Raw genomic sequence first — 16283 nt, forward strand, 5'->3', positions numbered from 1 at the left:
AATTAAGAAACAGCTTTCCAGATTAAAGAATTTGCTTGGCGACCATAGCGTTTTGGACCCACCTGACTTCCATGCCGAACTCAGAAGTGAAACGAAATAGCGCCGATGGTAGTGTGGGGCTTCCCCATGTGAGAGTAGGACATCGCCAGGCTTTAAATATCGCTTTCAAGTTTTCTTTTTAATTAAGATAATTGAAGGCAAAACTAAAAATTAGCATCGATAGTATAAGACTAAGTTTTAGTGACAATTTGTGGAGAGATGGCTGAGTGGTTGAAAGCACCGGTCTTGAAAACCGGCATACGTTAATAGCGTATCTAGGGTTCAAATCCCTATCTCTCCGCCACCTTTAAAAAACCGCTGTTCTTACAGCGGTTTTTTGTATCTGCTGTTTTTTAACAGCTGTTATCGAAAACTTCTAATTGGCTTTTCTCCGGCCCTTTCTCTAAGTTCTTTAGCGTACTCACTTTGGGTGTAGTTTACGCAGTAATATCTTCAATCGAAGACATTTCCATAGGTCATTTGGGCTTTAAGTAGAGCTTTGTTAAGTCTCAACGTGGGATGCTTAAAAGCATTTTGATAGAGTTTCAGTCTAAATACTGCTGATGTACTTGGAGAAAAAATGAAGCTACTTTACTGGTTAGATGAATGGCAAGCGCTTACTCAAAAAGAGCAAAAGGCTGCTTTACCAATTTCTGGCTACGATTTACTTGATGATGTTTTTGTGAAGTATGAATTCGTCGATCTTAACAAGCCATTGTTGTTCACATTTTCTCCTTCCGGTACTGATGCTCAGGTACAAGACTTAACTCCGGATTTTTCTCCTTGGGGTTACGACCTCGGAATACAACAACAAATAAATATTATTGCCTTTCAACATTTAGGTAAAAGTAATTGGTTCCGTAGCCGGAATTTGATTTTCTTTCTGGAGCAGTTGTCTGAGTTGCTTAAGCCCTTCCAATGTCGTTTGGGTTATGGGCAGAGCCGAGGTGGTTTTGCTATTGGTGCATTCGCTGATTTACTGAAGTTGGAGCATCTTTTGTTATTTTATCCTGTTAGCACAAAAAATAAAGCGTTAGTGCCATGGGATGATCGGCCCAGCACCGAGCTTGCTCAACAGTTCGATTGGGAAAGCGGCTACCATGATCGAGATTTGGGCAATGCCAAAGGTTACATTATTTATGACCCCACCAATCGTATTGATCGTCTTCATGCTGAACGTTATCCAGAGCTTACTCATTTAAAAGTCGTCGGTATGGGGCACGGCACTCAATCCACACAATTAGATAAATTAGAATTTTTTAATCTGGTGGCGAAGGAGTTTGTTCGTCATCAAACCATAGATATTGACCAATTTAATAAGCAAATTCACGCTTTGTTTTAAAAGAGGACTGATATCAGAGTCCCCTGTAATTAGGGGGAGATGATCACACACTAAAAACTAGATTTTTAACACAATTGCTAGGCGCAATTTAGATGGAGGATTAATGAAGTTACTGTACTGGTTGGATGAATGGCTGGCTCTTTCTCGTGAAGAACAGCAAACCAGGCTACCGATGTCCGGGGAGGACTTACTTGATGATGTGTTTGTTAAGTATGAGTTTGTCGACCGCAATAAACCGCTGTTGTTCACCTTTTCCCCTGCTGGTACGAATCTACAAGTACAGGACTTACACTCAGACTTTGCGCCTTGGGGCTATCGCTTAGCCCAGAAACAAAAAGTAAATATTATTTCTTTTCAGCACCTTGGGAAAAGTAACTGGTTTCGCAGCCGTAATTTGATTTTCTTTCTAGAGCAGTTATCGACATTACTTGAGCCTTTTGAATGCCGTTTAGGTTATGGCCTTAGCCGCGGTGGTTTTGCTATTGGCGCTTTTTCCAATCTATTAAAGTTGGATCAAGTATTGATGTTTCACCCGGTCAGTACAAAAAACAAAGTGCTAGTGCCATGGGATGACAGGCCAAGTACTGAACTTGCCCAACAATTTGATTGGGAAGGAAAGTACCACGACCTCGACCTTGGAGATGCAAAAGGTTACATCATTTATGATCCAACCAATGAAATCGACCGCCTTCACGCCAAACGCTACCCAGAGCTCACTCACTTGAGAGTCTTCGGTATGGGACATGGTACCCACGCGACGTATTTGAATAAATTCGGTTTTTATAAGCAAGTGGCTGTAGACTTTATACGTTATCAGAAGATAGATATAGCGCAGTTTCGTCATCAGACCAAAACGCTGCGATTAAAAGAAGATTACTATCAGTGCCTTAACAAGGCGAATGCGAGTTCACAGCATCGTTTGAACTTACTGAGTACCGCTCATAATGTGTTAATTGAAGAAAAGAAAGAACATGTGAAGGAGCATCAAGCGCAAATCGATATTCAGCCACTTGTTGATATTGCGATGAAGCATGAGCATGATAATCCGCAAGATGCATTACAACTTTTGGAAGTGGCTCAGCAGTTAGTTCCGAATGACCCCGTTGTGGAGCACAAGTTGCAGCAACTGTCGTAGGCGAGTAATGCAGACTGGCATTTTGAATTTGGTCAGTGGCTTTTGTCGCTGGCCTTTTTAAGAGCTTATGGGTTGATATTTCGATGAAATTTAATGAAGCAGTACAAAATAAAAAGCCCAAGCAAATGCTTAGGCTCAACGAGTATTAATATGAGTTTAAAACTCTTTTGGCGCAAAGCCTGTCATGACATCGAGGCGAAGCTCTTTACCAACTTTTGTTAGTGGGTGGACGATTACTAAGCCGCGTACGCGTTTTTTCAGTTTGCCGATGTCCGCTTGTTCTGCTTTGGTGATTTCACGAGAGAATGGCATATCAAGTAAGCTTTTACGTTCTTTGTTCAGCTCATAGTTTTGCTTATGCTTTAACTGATTAAGCTTTTTGGTTAGCTGTTCTACTTCATCCGTGAACTTTGTAATCATTTCGTGATCACCACGAGAACGTGCCGCATCAAGTTTACGTTGGCATGTATCTAAACGGTTGTGCAGCTTTTGAATATCAGTTTTTATGCTCATGGTAATTTGGCTCAAATTTTAAATAGTCGAGAAGTATAGCATAGCTGAGATCACACGCTCTACTATACTTCTCGATTGTCTGGCTTTAGTTAATCAGTTCATTGCCCGATACGTTACCAAAGAAGAAGGCTTCGACGTTATCAAGCGTCACAGAGGCAATATTATTAAGTGCTTCGTGAGTCAAGAATGCTTGGTGGCCAGTAAACAGCACGTTATGACAAGCCGATAAGCGACGGAAAACATCGTCTACGATGACATCGTTAGATTTATCTTGGAAGAACAAGTCTTTTTCATTGTCATACACGTCTAGACCAAGCGCGCCAATCTTACCTTGTTTCAATGCTTCTATCGCTGCTAGTGAATCCAGCAACTCGCCTCGACTGGTGTTAATGATCATCACACCATCTTTCATTTGCGCGAAGGCTTTTTCGTTCAATAGGTGATAGTTTTCTTCACTCATTGGACAATGGAGAGAGATAATATCCGCATTAGCGTAGATTTCTTCAAGCGAACAGTAACGCGCTCCCATTTCTAGTGCTAATGGATTTTCGTAAGGGTCATAGCAAAGCAGCGCCATGCCAAGCCCTTTGAAGATACGCATCGTCGCGATACCAATCTTACCTGTACCAATGACACCAACGGTTTTCCCGTAAAAGTTAAAGCCAACTAGGCCCTCTAGCGAGAAGTTGGCGTCACGTGTGCGTTGGTAGGCTTTGTGAAGGCGACGATTTAGGCACATCATCAAACCGACTGTGTGCTCTGCCACCGCCTCTGGTGAGTAAGCTGGAACTCGAACTACTTGTAAGCCAAGTTCTTTAGCAGCTTGTTGATCCACTTTATCAAAACCCGCGCAGCGCATGGCAATAAGCTTAGTTCCGCCCAGAGAAAGCTGTTTAAGAACGGGAGCTGAAAGGTCATCATTGACGAAAGCACACACGACATCGCAACCATGTGCCATTTTGGCGGTTTTTTCGGTTAGCCGGAAGTCGTGATAGTGGAATTCAAAATCTCGGTTATTTTTAATTTTATTAAAAGAGGCCTCGTCGTAGGATTTTGCACTAAAAAAAGCAATATTAATCATGGTTCCCTCTCAAAAAGTGCGGATTTTATAAATAAATATACTTATAAAGTAATGCAACTTAGGCGGAATGAATAGAGAAATCTTCTCTTTAACTTTTGCCATATCAAACAACGATAACGATCACGCCTTTCAATGAGTATTATCTTACGATTCTGCACTTGTGCGTTCATTCCATTAGCTCCTGGGGTAATACAGGGTCTACCCTAGATACTGTTTGCTTTACGGGCGCTAACTGACTAGCATAATCGCTCTTTTCTTGTTCACTTTAGTTAGGTTAGGCGTTCCGGCAATGTCAGTGAAATGGTGCTCTATGTTCTTGTGTTGTGTGTTGGCTTCTGGCGTCCATGCAGCTGTAGATTTTGTTAAAGTCGACAAGTCAAAGCGTCGAATGTATTTAATGGAACAAGGCACAATACTAAAAGAATACCGCATTGCTTTAGGAGCGGACCCTAAAGGGCATAAACAAGAAGAGGGAGACAATCGTACACCTGAGGGCGAATACACCTTAGATTACGTTATAGAAGACTCTGCTTTTTATCGTTCTGTGCATATTAGCTACCCTGATGCGATTGATACGTTGGAAGCGAAGCGCCGAGGTGTGTCCCCAGGAGGGAACATCAAAATTCATGGTTTAAAAAACGGTGAGAGTCAGTTGCCGATTTATATCCAAAGCTTTGATTGGACCAATGGGTGTATTGCGATTACCAATGAAGAGATGGATGAATTTATCCAGCTTGTAGAGATGGGGACACCAATTCAGATTGAGTGGTAACGAAATGGTGCCTCTGAAGCTCAAGGTGGTATGTGCTATGGCATAAAGCGTTGTGGATGATCACTGAATATACCGTCTAACTGAGGTAGGTACTTCAGTTTGTTTGGATTGTTCACTGTATAACACATCACTTTGTAACCCGCCTGCTGGAGTTTGTTTATTTGGCGCGAGCGAACCCAGTTAATGTTTAGGTTGCAGCTATAGGCGTTAACTTTTTCCAAAAGGCGTTTATCTTTTCTCGTTAAGAATTCACTCAATACACCTAATCGATACTCATTGCAGTATTTATGCAGCGCTCTAATGACATCATGACTAAAACTGGAGAGTAGTACCTTCTCTTGCGGCATGGGACTTTTTGCTAGTACGTTTGCGAGAATTTGTGCCACTTCTTCTGCTGGGTGGCGATCTACCTTAACTTCAATATTCAAGTTAAGCTTATGCTCAGTAGCTAAAGTGAGCAGCTCATCTAATGTCATGATTTTCTCACCTGAAAAATCTGCGCTGAACCAGCTACCAAAATCCAACGCCTTTAACTCTTCCAGAGTCAGTTCATCTATACGCCCTTGTCCATTACTGCATCGATTTATGGTGTGATCATGGCAAACCACTAAAACATTATCTTTGGTCGGTTGTACATCAACTTCAACCCAATTTAATCCGAGGTCAATGGCGGCCTGAACGCTCACTTTTGTATTTTCTGGGTATGAGCCAGCAACACCACGATGACCAATTACTAATGTTTCCATGTTCTTCATCTTCTGCTTTGTGTTGAGCAGATTGTACTCGTTTTTTGCTTTGAAGATATACCTCAAGGTGCATGTTGTCAGATCGTCTTAATAAAAGCCAAATCGCCCATTCGTCAAGGTAGGTTGTTGGAAGAACTCCTGTCGAATCATGAACCAAAGTTGGACTTTTATTCTCCTGCCGCTCATTTTTAAAGAGCAAGGTAGTTGCGAGTGCATCATGGTTATCGGGAGAGAGAAATATGAAGATCGGTGTTATTGGTGCAGGAGCTGTTGGTGTGGGAGTATGTAATTACTTACTCACTCTGGGTGGTTTTAGTGAGCTTGTTCTACTTGATAAAAATTTAGAACGTGCCGAGGGTGAAGTGTTTGATTTTCGTCACACGATGGCACTGACTTTTTCAAAAAACACACGCATTATGCCGTCGGATGATTACTTAGATTTACTCGAAGCCTCTCTTGTTGTTATCACCGCTGGTACGCAGATTAAACAAGGACAAACTCGTTTGGATATTGCTGAGGTTAATGCTCAAATTGGAGTTGATATTGCGCGTCAAATAGAACGTGTAGCGCCAAATGCGGTGTTGATTGTTGTGTCAAACCCATGCGATATCGTGGCGCACTTTATTGCCACCAACACCGGTTTTGAGCCGAGTAAAGTTATTAGCAGTGGCTGTGTAGTTGATACCGCTCGTTTAATGAGTATTGTTGCTGGCCGTGTAGACCTAGACCCGAAGAACGTGTTTGGTTATGTATTAGGAGAGCATGGTAGCCATTGCTTTACTCCTAAGAGCTTAATTTCTATCGCTGGGCAACCGGCCGACTATTACTGCGATACCCATAACATTGAGAGAATTGATCCGCACGCACTTCTTGAGGCGGTGAAACAGGCGGGATACGAAATCTTTCGGCGTAAGCAGAACACCGTTCATGGCATTGCCGCCAGTGTCTTTCGAATCATTCAAGCCGTGACGATTAACGAACGATCGGTGTTGCCCGTCGGTACGATGATGTCGGGGCAATATGGTTTGCATGATGTTGTTCTCAGCCTACCTACGGTTATTGGAAAAAACGGAGCAAATTCAGTTCTGATGCATCCCTTCACTGAAGAGGAGCTTGTCACATTAAAAACGATCAGCGCCCACTTAAAACACATCGTCGAAAATGTCGCTAAGGAGACGAAGCTAAAGCCCTGATCTACCCTCATTATCAGGTGCTAGTTAGCTTAGCACTCCGGTCTACTGCTATAGAGCTATTTGTACTAAAGCCCTAGGATGTGTAGTTGTTTAATTTGTAAATGAGTAATAGAATGCGAACCATTTTTATTTGAATGGTGAGTGGTAATGTCTCGAGTTTTGATAGTGGATGATGACGTTCCTTTGTGTGAGCTATTAGAAGCAGTTTTGCAAGAGGAGGGCTATATTGTCTCTTCTGTACATTGCGGTGAAAGTGCTTTGCAATATATGGAAAAAACGCCGGTAGATCTTGTACTGCTTGATGTCATGTTACCAAACCTTAACGGCATGCAAGTTGCCCGTAGAATCTGTCAACGCTTCGCGACACCTATTCTAATGCTTACTGCGCTTAATGATGAAAACTCGATGCTTGATGGCTACCAAGCGGGAGCCGATCAGTACATAGGAAAGCCTTTTAATGTTGCTGAGCTTCTGATGCGCATCAAAGCGATTCTTCGTCGTGTTGGTTTAGAGCGCCAACGTCAGGCGATGTGCAGTACCGTTCAAACGATCAGTGATCAGCTCAATAGCTTACCACTCACAAGCACGGAAGCCGAGTTACTGAGCTATCTAGTCAAAAACCAAGGTGTGGTGATTTCAAAAGCGGAACTCCAAACCGAAGTATTAAAGAAAGAGCTAAGCCCTTTTGACCGCAATCTTGATATGCACATCAGTAATATACGTCGCAAGCTAGTAGAAGCAGGGCTCTCTAAGCAACATATCAAAACCTTCCGTGGCAAAGGTTACAGTTACCTAGAGGCTGTAAACAATTAATGAAGCTCACGTGCCCACCTTTTATCGCGAAACGTAAAGATAGCTTAGCGTTTAAGTTGTTTAGTTATATGACTGCAATTGTGATAAGTATTTTGGTCGTACAAGCAATGGCGGAGCAAGCTCTCGTGAAAGCCATGCTAAAAGTGCCGGACAGTGTGCGAGAAGAAATGCTCGATCTTGCACATCAAGCCAATGTGCTGATTGAGCACGGAGACATGGATGAACTTGCTGACTGGGCGAACGCGCAAAACTTTTATCTGTTTGTGCTGAATGAGCACCAGCAACCCGTCACTCACCGTTTAATGCATCCACACTTCGAGTTCAAACTTCAATTTAAAAGAAGTATTGATGATCAACTTGAGGGAAAGGTAAATCGCCCGATTATCAATATCCCTTTGGTTAAAGATAATAGCTTGGTGATTCAACTGCCACATCGACTGCATCCCGCACATGACTTCATTTTATATTTCTCTATTCTCAAAGTGGTGATTGCGGTAGTTATTTTGGCGTTGTTCTCATTGCTAATGGCACGCAACTTACAACAGCCGCTTGATCGCTTAAGAGAAGCAAGCAAAAAGCTATCTAACGGTGACTTTAATGTCAGTGTGGTGAAAGAGTTAAAATCGAATACGCGCGAGTTTAACGAGCTGGCACAAGACTTCGACCACATGACACAGCAAATTCATTCTCTTGCCGAAAAGCAGCGATTGCTTATAAGAGATGTCTCCCACGAGCTCCGAACGCCGTTAGCAAGACAGAATTTAGTTCTACACCTTTTGCGAAAGCGAGTTGGGGAGAACGAGCAAAGCTTGGTGACCAGGCTAGAAGACGAAGCTAAAGAGCTAAACCATTTGATAAGCGATATCTTGGAGTTCAGTCGCTTGGAAAATGCGCGTTTCGACAAAGGTGCGAAACGCCGTGATTTAGAGGTGTTGCTCGCACCGCAAGTAGAGCGGTGCAAAATCGATTTAAAACCAGAACAAACATTGTCATTCCGTTCAGAAGCAACATGCGCCAAAGCTTTTTGCGAAGAAACGCTCGTCATTCGTTGTTTGAATAACCTTGTTGGAAATGCCATCAAATATTCAGGGCAAGCATCTCAGATAGAAGTTTCTCTGGCTAATCATGTCAAAGATGGGCAGCAATTGATTTCCATGTCTGTATCCGACGATGGGCCTGGTATTCCAGAGAACAAGTTGGTCGATATTTTTGACCCATTTACTCGCTTAGATGCATCAAGAGATAAGAAGCTTGGCGGCTACGGCTTAGGTCTCGCGATTGTCAAAGAATCCATGCGCATTATGGGTGGATCCGTTACGGCGAAAAATCGTGAACAAGGAGGTCTGAGTGTTACTTTGGTGTTCAAGCAGTAAGTATGGTTAAGTCTTATTAACCGTGATGTTGATCACGTTATTGTGGCTCGTCATCAGAGAGTACTTTACAAAAGTTTGCAAATGCAAAGAATGTAAATTTAATGCAAATGGTAATACTTATCACTTATATTCACCCGCGAAATAATTAAGAGGGAATCGCATTCAACAAGCATGTGACCCGAAAAATAATAATCGGAGTGAAAGGATATGTTTACTAAGAGCCATTTGGCGCTAGTGATCGGTACGGTGTTAGCAACACCTGCAGTGGCGGACGTTCAAACAGACGAACATGTAGTTGTAGAAGGTCGAGAGTTCGGCTACAAGGCGGATACAAACAGTACAGCAATGCGCATGGAAATGACGCAACTGGAAACGCCAGGACAAGTAGCGGTTATCGATGAAACGGTAATTGATGAGCAGCGTGCAAGTACACTTGGTGAAGTGCTACGTAACGATGCAAGTGTTAGCGCGGGTGGTACAAGCCGTAACCGCGAACGTTTCTCTCTACGTGGTTTTGAACTTAGCAGTTCAGACGGTTTTCTTCGTGATGGCCGTCAACACTGGTCACACTACCGTCAGCCAATTGAGCTTTTAGAGCGTGTTGAAGTGCTTAAAGGTCCATCAGGCTTGCTATACGGTAAATCTGAGCCGGGTGGCTTGGTAAACATGGTTTCGAAAAAACCAACAACTCAAACACAAGCTAGTTTGAGTCAAGATCTAGGTTCGAATGATCACTCACGCACGGTGCTTGATGTGAGTGGCGCGCTAAATGATGCAGAGACACTGCGCGCGCGCGCAATTTTTGCCAAAGAAAGCTACGGCTCTTGGCGCAGCTACGGCGATGGTACCGAGCCAGAAACGGATCGTACGGTTGCGGGCCTAGTGGTTGAGTACGACATCACCGACAACTTTATGGTGTCAGCGCATTACGATCGCACGAAAGACGATGGTAGCGTGGATTCTGGTGCTTACATTGTGGATGGTAAAGCGGTTCGCGGTGACAAGCACATCTGGGATGCCCAGTGGTCAAAGATTGACAACGAAGTAGAAAACTACGGTATCGATATTAATGCTCAAGTGACTGACAATGTAGACGTAAAAGCGGGTTACAACCGTCAAGACTTTAAGCGTTTTGATGTAGAGTCTTACCCAGGTTTCGATACTTATGACCAAGATACTAAGATCGACCATTCTGGTAACGAACGCAAAGATAATTGGGTGTTTGATACTGCATATATAGATGTGACGACGGACTTTTCTCTGTTTGGTACAGATAACACGTTTTTGGTAGGTGCGAACTATCTAGAGTATACCTATGACCGTTTCCAAAAGTATTACAACCCTATAAGTATAGAAGCCGGTCAGTCTGTGCCTCGTCCTGGCTACTCTGGGAAAGTTAAACAGTCCACAAGCGAGCACGACACTTGGGGTATCTACGCGCAAAACATGATGACGATTAATGATTACTGGCAAGTGCTTGCAGGTGTTCGTTATGACGAAAAGCGTGACGATGACCTGACTGAAAACCAGGTTTCTCCAAAATTTGGTGTAATTTTCCACCCAGCGACGAATGGCTCGGTTTACGTTCAGTACTCTGAAAGCTTTATGCCGCAAGGTGAAGTCAGTAGTGGTCGTGGCAAAACTTACGTGAACGATGGCGAGAAGCTAGATGCAGAGCGCGGAATTTCTTATGAAATCGGTACGAAGTGGGAACTGTTTGATCAGCGCTTATTTGTATCAGGTGCTGTGTTTGATATCACATTAGAGAACATGTCGCTGGATGTTGAAAGTGGTAAAGATGCTAGTAATAAGGTTCTACATAAGAAAACTCAAGGTGGTGAGCAAGTACACAAAGGTGCTGAGCTAATGGCCCAAGGTTTTGTGACCCCTGAGTTGTCGCTAACCGCTTCTGCAATGTACTTGGATGCAGAGCTTAAGAAGGCAGAAAGATATGAAGGCAACCGCCCTGTAGATGTGCCAGAGTTCTCGGCAAGTCTATGGTCTAGCTACAAGGTTCAAGACAATACGAACCTAAACCTTGGTTTGATTTATGAAGGTGATCGCTACGGTGATGCAAAGAACACCTTCAAGAAAGATGGCTACGCTCGCGTTGATATGGGCGTGTCATACAAACATAAGTACGATGAAAACTTGGATATCATTGCTCGATTCAATGTAGAGAACTTATTCGATACCGACTACTTCGCAGGTGGTGGTAGCACGAATAGCGAGCAAAAAGGTGCGAGTGGGGTTGTGGTTGGAGAAGACCGCAACTACATGGCAACAATCCAGTTCAAGTACTGATAACAATTTGATTATTAAAGGGGAAGGGTAGTCTTCCCCTTTGGTCGTTTTTGGAACACAGAAATATAACTCGTATGAATCTAATGAAATCAAGTATCGCTCTGTTGATATCATCGGTTTTGATTCCCGCTCACGCGGCGAACTTAAACGATGCACAAGCTGTGCAGAGTAAAACAAACCAGTCGTCGGCGGTAAGCCAAAAACGTATTGATGCAAGCGCAGAAAAATCACTTACTCTAGAAGCTGAAATTGAGCAGCTGCAAGAGGAAGTCGGTAACTTGAAGATTTATCGCGATCATCTTGCAAGCCTTGTTGAGAGCCAAAATCAAGAAGTTGATAGCTTGAACGAGCAAATTGAGCAGATTGCTCAAACTCGTCAAGGTGTCGTGCCTTTGATGTATCACATGCTTGAGGGCTTAAAAGTGCTCGTCGCTAACGACAAACCTATACGCAAAGCGCAACGTGAGGAGCGAATTGCAAAGCTGGATTCCATGATGACGCGTGCAGACGTTGCGGATGCAGAGAAGTTTCGACGTATTTTAGAAGCGTACCAAATCGAAATGGATTACGGCACCAAACTTGGTGTTTACCAAGGCAAGATTAACCTGGGTGACAATGAAGCTGTGGAGGCGGACATTCTCTATTTAGGGCGTTTGTCTTTGGTAGCACGTAGCTTATCTGGTGAGACATTCTGGAGCTGGTCACAGCAACAACAAGCATGGCAACAAGTGGGTTCTGAGCAAGAATCAGAGCTAGATAAAGCGTTCGCTATGGCGAATAAACAGATCGCGCCGAGTATGTTAACTCTGCCAGTGTCGTTAACCGCTGCGGAGGGCAAATAAATGATGAAAAAATGGTTATCGGTTGCATTAATCTCGACAGCCGCATTAATGCCTCATACAACTGTTGCTAGTGATGCGTTGTTACAAAAGGCGCAGCAAGAAAATCGTCAACAGCAATCGCACAATGTCGCGCGTGAATCAGGTTTTAAGAAAACAGAGCAAGAGCTACAGGCTATAAAGAATAAATTGGCCGCAGAGCGAGCTGCTCTTCAAGCAGAAGCGGACTCATTAAGTGTTACTTTCGGTGAAAACGAAGCGGAACTGGCGCAGCTAGAAGAAAAGCTACGTCTAGAAACCGGGAGCTTAGGTGAGCTATTTGGCGTCGTTCGCCAGAACGCAAAAGAGCTAGAGTCAGAGCTCAAGAGCTCAGTAACGGGTGTTGATGCAAACTCATATCAGAAAGATATCGATGCTATTGTTGCAGCTAAATCACTTCCAACGTTGACCCAACTTCAGGCGATGTGGCGCAGCATGGAAGAACAAATCAAAGCAAGTGGTGAGATGGCAAACGTCTCTTTCACACTGCTAAATGGCGAAGGTCGTGAACAAACGGTTAATGGTGTTCGTCTTGGTTCTATGGCGCTGCTGGATGACACTGGCTACGTTAAGTGGAATGGTCAACGCGGAGATGCGGTAAACTATCTTCGTCAGCCTGAAAGCGGTCCAACAGCGAATACTATTTCCTCTGGTGACATTGATGCGCTTGTCATTGACCCGTCACGCGGCATTCTTCTTGAGCAGCTCGCAAACTCACCGACTTTGGCTGATCGCCTAAATGCAGGCGGCGTTGTCGGTAAAATCATTCTTGGTTTATTAGCTATCGGCCTATTGATTGCTCTCGTTCGTGGTGCATCTCTGATGATTTCGCGCCAGAAAATCATGAAGCAACTGAAAACTCCAGCACAGCCAGGAGACAACCCTTTGGGTCGTGTGCTTGCGGTGTATCAGAAAGATAAGCATCGCAGCGTAGAAGCGTTAGAGCTACGTCTTTTGGAAGCCGTTGTTGATGAGCAAACCCACCTAGAAAAAGGGTTGTCGATGCTGAAGCTTCTTGCTGCGCTGGCCCCTATGCTTGGTCTACTGGGCACGGTAACGGGTATGATCGAAACCTTCCAAGTCATCACTCAATTTGGTAATGGTGATCCGAAAGTAATGGCGGGTGGTATTTCGATGGCGCTTGTAACTACTGTACTTGGCCTTGTTTCAGCCATGCCATTGTTATTGGCGCACAACGTATTGAGCTCTCAAGCAGAAAATATTCGCAGTATCTTAGAAAAGCAAGGTATCGGTTTAGTTGCAGAACAAGCTGAGCGTGATATGCCGAGCAACAAAAGTCACTCTAACACCTTAGCGGAGAACGCAGCGTAATGGAGCAGATCCTACTCAACACATTGGGTTTGATCAGTGAGGATTGGGCCACAACCTTGATGAGCTTTATGCAGCAAGGTGGCCAAATCCTATGGTGGCTGGCTGCCGTCGTGGCGGTGTGCTGGCTGTTGGTTATGGAGCGAGTTATTTATCTCACAACGGTTTTCCCTGGGGTAAAGAAACAGCTTTGTGAGCAGTGGCAAGCAAGATCAGAGCACCACTCTTGGTACGCACATCAAATCCGTGAAGGATGGATTGCAAAAGCGCAAATCGAACTGCGCCAAAACCTATCGACCATTAAGCTACTTGTGGCGGTTTGCCCAATGTTAGGGTTGTTAGGGACGGTGACGGGCATGATTACGGTATTTGACGTAATGGCATCGCAAGGCAGCAGCAATCCAAAATTGATGGCTTCTGGTATCTCACTTGCTACGCTGCCAACCATGGCGGGTATGGTAGCAGCGCTGGCGGGCATGTTTATTCATGCTCGCCTTAGCAAAGTGTGTGAACGAAAAGCTATCCAGTTAGAACAATCTTTAAGGAGTCAAAAGTGAGACTCGGACGCAGACCTAACCAACAAGATGAAGCTCAAGTCGATTTAACGTCGATGCTTGATATCGTCTTCATCATGTTGATCTTCTTCATTGTGACCAGTTCGTTTGTACGTGAATCCGGTGTAGAAGTGAACCGCCCTCAGGCTTCTAATGTAGTAAGCCAAAAAGACGCGGGCATTTTTATCGCAGTAACGGCAGCGAATGATGTGTACATCGACAAACGAGTGGTTGATATTGAGCGTGTTGAGGCCTCTATTGAGCACCTGTTACTTGATCAGCCTGATGCTTCGTTAGTTATCCAAGCTGACGAGCATGCTTATAATGGCACTGTCGTGAAAGTGATGGACGCTGCAAAAGCGGCGGGCGTGAAAAACATCGCATTGGCGGCGGAGAAACCTTAATGGGCAGGCTGTTACTTGCACTACCAGCATCACTGTTAATTTCTGTGAGCCTGTTTAGCTTTATGGCGTGGATGGTTGATAAAGGCAACCAGCGTGCGCCAGAAGCTTCGGAAGCGGTTCGTTTTGATATGGTGATGGTAGAGAATGAAGCAGACGTGCAGCGCCGTCAACGTTCAGTGCCGGAGCAACCAGAACCACCCCAAGCGCCGGAGCCAATGGATCTGTCTCAAGCTGACACTCAAATGGAGCCAATGAGCCAGATGACGCCAGTCAGTGCTTTAGGTTTGAACACTGCCCTTGAAGGTATCGCGATCAGTGCGCCAAACTTGAAGGGAACAATGGGCAACCAACAAGCACTGCCGTTGTATCGTGTTGATCCTCGCTATCCAAGTAAGGCGCTGAAACGTAGAGTTGAAGGCTATGTCATTATGCGTTTCACGATCGATGCAACAGGACGACCAAAAGATATTGAAGTGATCGAGGCTGAGCCACAGCGTATGTTCGAAAGGGAAGCAATCCGTGCGCTTAAAAAATGGAAGTATCAGCCAAAAGTTGAGGATGGTGTGTCAATTGAGCAGTATGGACAAACCGCTAAAGTGGAGTTCAAGTTAGCCAAATGATGAAAAAATTCTTAATCGGTACGGTATTAAGCCTGAGTGCACTTTCAACCATTGCCAGTGAGTTAAGCCAATACACTGCCGCGAGAGTTCAACGAGCACACAACTTGGCTCAAGAGGAGAAACTAAAAGAAGCGATTTCATCTCTTGAAGCTATGGAGCTTTCTCGTGGATATGACCAAGCTTATGTCGCTCGAATGTTGGGTATTTTTTACTGGCAGAATGAACAAACTCAAGCAGCAATTAAGCAACTTGAGTTGGCAGTCAATAGTGGTTTGCTACAAGATGAGCAAGCATGGCAAACCCGAAAGATGTTGGCAGATATACTGCTGAACGAGCAACGCTTTTCTAAGGCGTTACCTCATTACTATGCCTTGAGCAAAAACATTCCTAAAGGTCAAAAAGCGCATGAGCTATGGCTGCGTATTTCCCAATCTCATTATCAACTGAGTCAGTGGCAGAAAGTGCTTTCAGCAATGGCTCGTTATGAGAAGTTTGGTCAGCCAGACAAGCTTGGCGCATTGTCGATAAAGCTTTCTGCTGAGCTAGAACTGAAAAAGTGGAAGCCGGCAATCTCGACCATCAAACGCTTGATCGCGATTGAACCTGAGCGAATTGAATGGTGGCGTCAGCTTGTTGCTCTTTACCTGCGTGTTGATGACAACAAACGTGCTCTGGACTCTTTGGCGTTGGCAAAACTGAAAGGATTACAACTTAGCCAAGATGACTTAAAGCTGCTGGCACAATTGTACGCGAAACGAGGTATTCCTGAGAGAGCTGCGTTGGTGATGAACGAGCTAGAGGATGTAAACTCGAATAGTAAACTGAAAGCTCAGCAAGCGACGTATTGGCAAATGGCAAAAGAGTGGGAAGAGTCTATCGATAGTTGGCGTGTTGCTGCTCAGTTAGACCGACAGTATTACTGGAACTACTCTCAATTATTGGTGCAAGAAGGCCACTATAAAGATGCCCTTGCCGCGCTCGATAAGGTCAGCGGTCGTAAAGCGGATGTCGCACTTATCAAAACTCGCGCTTACTACAAGCTTAAGCGGTTTGACGATGCACTTGCTAATGCCAAAAGAGCGGATGAGATAAAACCGTCGAATCAGGCAAAAAGTTGGGTTAAGTATCTATCACAGCTACGCAAAGTAGAATCGACGCAGAACTCATAGCGAACATTTTTATTAAAT

General features: G+C 44.3%; 16 protein-coding genes, 1 tRNA gene and 1 rRNA gene. 15 read left to right on the plus strand and 3 right to left on the minus strand.

Features of this window, described 5'->3' with window-relative positions; genetic code table 11:
• The first annotated feature begins 34 nt into the window (after positions 1-34).
• The 4 genes from rrf to NB463_RS03420 all read left to right on the plus strand — a co-directional run bounded on the left by rrf (position 35) and on the right by NB463_RS03420 (position 2516).
• Positions 35-151: ribosomal RNA gene (rrf, locus tag NB463_RS03405) — 5S ribosomal RNA — on the plus strand.
• Positions 152-252: 101 nt separating this feature from the next.
• Positions 253-343: transfer RNA gene (locus tag NB463_RS03410), tRNA-Ser, on the plus strand.
• A gap of 276 nt (positions 344-619) precedes the next feature.
• Positions 620-1381, plus strand: coding sequence for a cytosolic protein (locus tag NB463_RS03415; RefSeq protein ID WP_258431777.1), 762 nt, complete (start codon positions 620-622; stop codon positions 1379-1381).
• A 103-nt stretch (positions 1382-1484) separates the two neighbouring features.
• Positions 1485-2516, plus strand: coding sequence for a cytosolic protein (locus NB463_RS03420; RefSeq protein WP_104970313.1), 1032 nt, complete (start codon positions 1485-1487; stop codon positions 2514-2516).
• A 156-nt stretch (positions 2517-2672) separates the two neighbouring features.
• Here NB463_RS03420 and NB463_RS03425 read toward each other — a convergent pair whose 3' ends face one another.
• Positions 2673-3029, minus strand: a complete 357-nt coding sequence (locus NB463_RS03425) for a YibL family ribosome-associated protein (RefSeq protein ID WP_005374274.1) — start codon at positions 3027-3029, stop codon at positions 2673-2675.
• Between the two features lie 85 nt (positions 3030-3114).
• Positions 3115-4110 carry a 2-hydroxyacid dehydrogenase gene (locus NB463_RS03430; RefSeq protein ID WP_309303493.1) on the minus strand — a complete coding sequence of 332 codons (996 nt, stop codon included), beginning with the start codon at positions 4108-4110 and terminating at the stop codon, positions 3115-3117.
• A gap of 289 nt (positions 4111-4399) precedes the next feature.
• On the opposite strand from NB463_RS03430, the gene NB463_RS03435 reads away from it, so the two are divergent.
• The gene (locus NB463_RS03435; RefSeq protein WP_258431776.1) at positions 4400-4882 is read left to right on the plus strand and encodes a L,D-transpeptidase family protein; all 483 of its coding nucleotides are present in this window, start codon (positions 4400-4402) and stop codon (positions 4880-4882) included.
• A gap of 35 nt (positions 4883-4917) precedes the next feature.
• Here the strand turns inward: NB463_RS03435 and NB463_RS03440 are convergent, their stop codons facing one another.
• Positions 4918-5628, minus strand: a complete 711-nt coding sequence (locus NB463_RS03440; RefSeq protein ID WP_258431774.1) for a glycerophosphodiester phosphodiesterase family protein — start codon at positions 5626-5628, stop codon at positions 4918-4920.
• A 239-nt stretch (positions 5629-5867) separates the two neighbouring features.
• Here NB463_RS03440 and NB463_RS03445 point away from each other — a divergent pair, with 239 nt between their 5' ends.
• The 10 genes from NB463_RS03445 (at position 5868) to NB463_RS03490 (ending at position 16265) form a co-directional block, all read left to right on the plus strand.
• Positions 5868-6821 carry a lactate/malate family dehydrogenase gene (locus NB463_RS03445; RefSeq protein WP_139060110.1) on the plus strand — a complete coding sequence of 318 codons (954 nt, stop codon included), beginning with the start codon at positions 5868-5870 and terminating at the stop codon, positions 6819-6821.
• Positions 6822-6968: 147 nt separating this feature from the next.
• The gene (locus NB463_RS03450) at positions 6969-7634 is read left to right on the plus strand and encodes a response regulator transcription factor (RefSeq protein ID WP_046873911.1); all 666 of its coding nucleotides are present in this window, start codon (positions 6969-6971) and stop codon (positions 7632-7634) included.
• A complete protein-coding gene (locus tag NB463_RS03455; RefSeq protein WP_258431773.1) occupies positions 7634-9007 on the plus strand; it encodes a sensor histidine kinase in 1374 nt (457 codons plus the stop codon). Before NB463_RS03450 ends, NB463_RS03455 begins: the two co-directional genes overlap by 1 nt.
• Positions 9008-9214: 207 nt before the next feature.
• On the plus strand, positions 9215-11311 hold the full coding sequence (locus tag NB463_RS03460) for a TonB-dependent siderophore receptor (protein ID WP_258431772.1): 2097 nt from the start codon (positions 9215-9217) through the stop codon (positions 11309-11311).
• Between the two features lie 74 nt (positions 11312-11385).
• Positions 11386-12153: a DUF3450 domain-containing protein gene (locus NB463_RS03465; protein WP_258431770.1), complete on the plus strand. Its 768-nt coding sequence runs from the start codon at positions 11386-11388 to the stop codon at positions 12151-12153.
• Positions 12154-13521: a MotA/TolQ/ExbB proton channel family protein gene (locus NB463_RS03470; protein ID WP_054866882.1), complete on the plus strand. Its 1368-nt coding sequence runs from the start codon at positions 12154-12156 to the stop codon at positions 13519-13521. It abuts the gene before it with no gap.
• Positions 13521-14075, plus strand: a complete 555-nt coding sequence (locus NB463_RS03475) for a MotA/TolQ/ExbB proton channel family protein (RefSeq protein ID WP_006741219.1) — start codon at positions 13521-13523, stop codon at positions 14073-14075. The genes NB463_RS03470 and NB463_RS03475 overlap by 1 nt, the downstream gene beginning before the upstream one ends.
• A complete protein-coding gene (locus tag NB463_RS03480) occupies positions 14072-14476 on the plus strand; it encodes an ExbD/TolR family protein (protein WP_005374257.1) in 405 nt (134 codons plus the stop codon). Before NB463_RS03475 ends, NB463_RS03480 begins: the two co-directional genes overlap by 4 nt.
• Positions 14476-15096 carry an energy transducer TonB gene (locus NB463_RS03485; RefSeq protein WP_006741220.1) on the plus strand — a complete coding sequence of 207 codons (621 nt, stop codon included), beginning with the start codon at positions 14476-14478 and terminating at the stop codon, positions 15094-15096. Before NB463_RS03480 ends, NB463_RS03485 begins: the two co-directional genes overlap by 1 nt.
• A complete protein-coding gene (locus NB463_RS03490; RefSeq protein ID WP_046873906.1) occupies positions 15093-16265 on the plus strand; it encodes a tetratricopeptide repeat protein in 1173 nt (390 codons plus the stop codon). Before NB463_RS03485 ends, NB463_RS03490 begins: the two co-directional genes overlap by 4 nt.
• Positions 16266-16283: the final 18 nt, after the last annotated feature.

Origin of the sequence: Vibrio sp. RM-41-2B, from assembly GCF_024744415.1 — a bacterium.
GTDB classification, from domain to species: Bacteria; Pseudomonadota; Gammaproteobacteria; order Enterobacterales; family Vibrionaceae; genus Vibrio; species Vibrio diabolicus.

Coding starts and splice junctions, on each gene's coding strand:
- NB463_RS03425 (WP_005374274.1), bottom strand. CDS start 3,029: ATGAGCATAAAAACTGATATTCAAAAGCTGCACAACCGTTTAGATACA.
- NB463_RS03420 (WP_104970313.1), top strand. CDS start 1,485: ATGAAGTTACTGTACTGGTTGGATGAATGGCTGGCTCTTTCTCGTGAA.
- NB463_RS03440 (WP_258431774.1), bottom strand. CDS start 5,628: ATGGAAACATTAGTAATTGGTCATCGTGGTGTTGCTGGCTCATACCCA.
- NB463_RS03465 (WP_258431770.1), top strand. CDS start 11,386: ATGAATCTAATGAAATCAAGTATCGCTCTGTTGATATCATCGGTTTTG.
- NB463_RS03470 (WP_054866882.1), top strand. CDS start 12,154: ATGATGAAAAAATGGTTATCGGTTGCATTAATCTCGACAGCCGCATTA.
- NB463_RS03435 (WP_258431776.1), top strand. CDS start 4,400: ATGTCAGTGAAATGGTGCTCTATGTTCTTGTGTTGTGTGTTGGCTTCT.
- NB463_RS03415 (WP_258431777.1), top strand. CDS start 620: ATGAAGCTACTTTACTGGTTAGATGAATGGCAAGCGCTTACTCAAAAA.
- NB463_RS03475 (WP_006741219.1), top strand. CDS start 13,521: ATGGAGCAGATCCTACTCAACACATTGGGTTTGATCAGTGAGGATTGG.
- NB463_RS03430 (WP_309303493.1), bottom strand. CDS start 4,110: ATGATTAATATTGCTTTTTTTAGTGCAAAATCCTACGACGAGGCCTCT.
- NB463_RS03455 (WP_258431773.1), top strand. CDS start 7,634: ATGAAGCTCACGTGCCCACCTTTTATCGCGAAACGTAAAGATAGCTTA.
- NB463_RS03485 (WP_006741220.1), top strand. CDS start 14,476: ATGGGCAGGCTGTTACTTGCACTACCAGCATCACTGTTAATTTCTGTG.
- NB463_RS03460 (WP_258431772.1), top strand. CDS start 9,215: ATGTTTACTAAGAGCCATTTGGCGCTAGTGATCGGTACGGTGTTAGCA.
- NB463_RS03490 (WP_046873906.1), top strand. CDS start 15,093: ATGATGAAAAAATTCTTAATCGGTACGGTATTAAGCCTGAGTGCACTT.
- NB463_RS03450 (WP_046873911.1), top strand. CDS start 6,969: ATGTCTCGAGTTTTGATAGTGGATGATGACGTTCCTTTGTGTGAGCTA.
- NB463_RS03445 (WP_139060110.1), top strand. CDS start 5,868: ATGAAGATCGGTGTTATTGGTGCAGGAGCTGTTGGTGTGGGAGTATGT.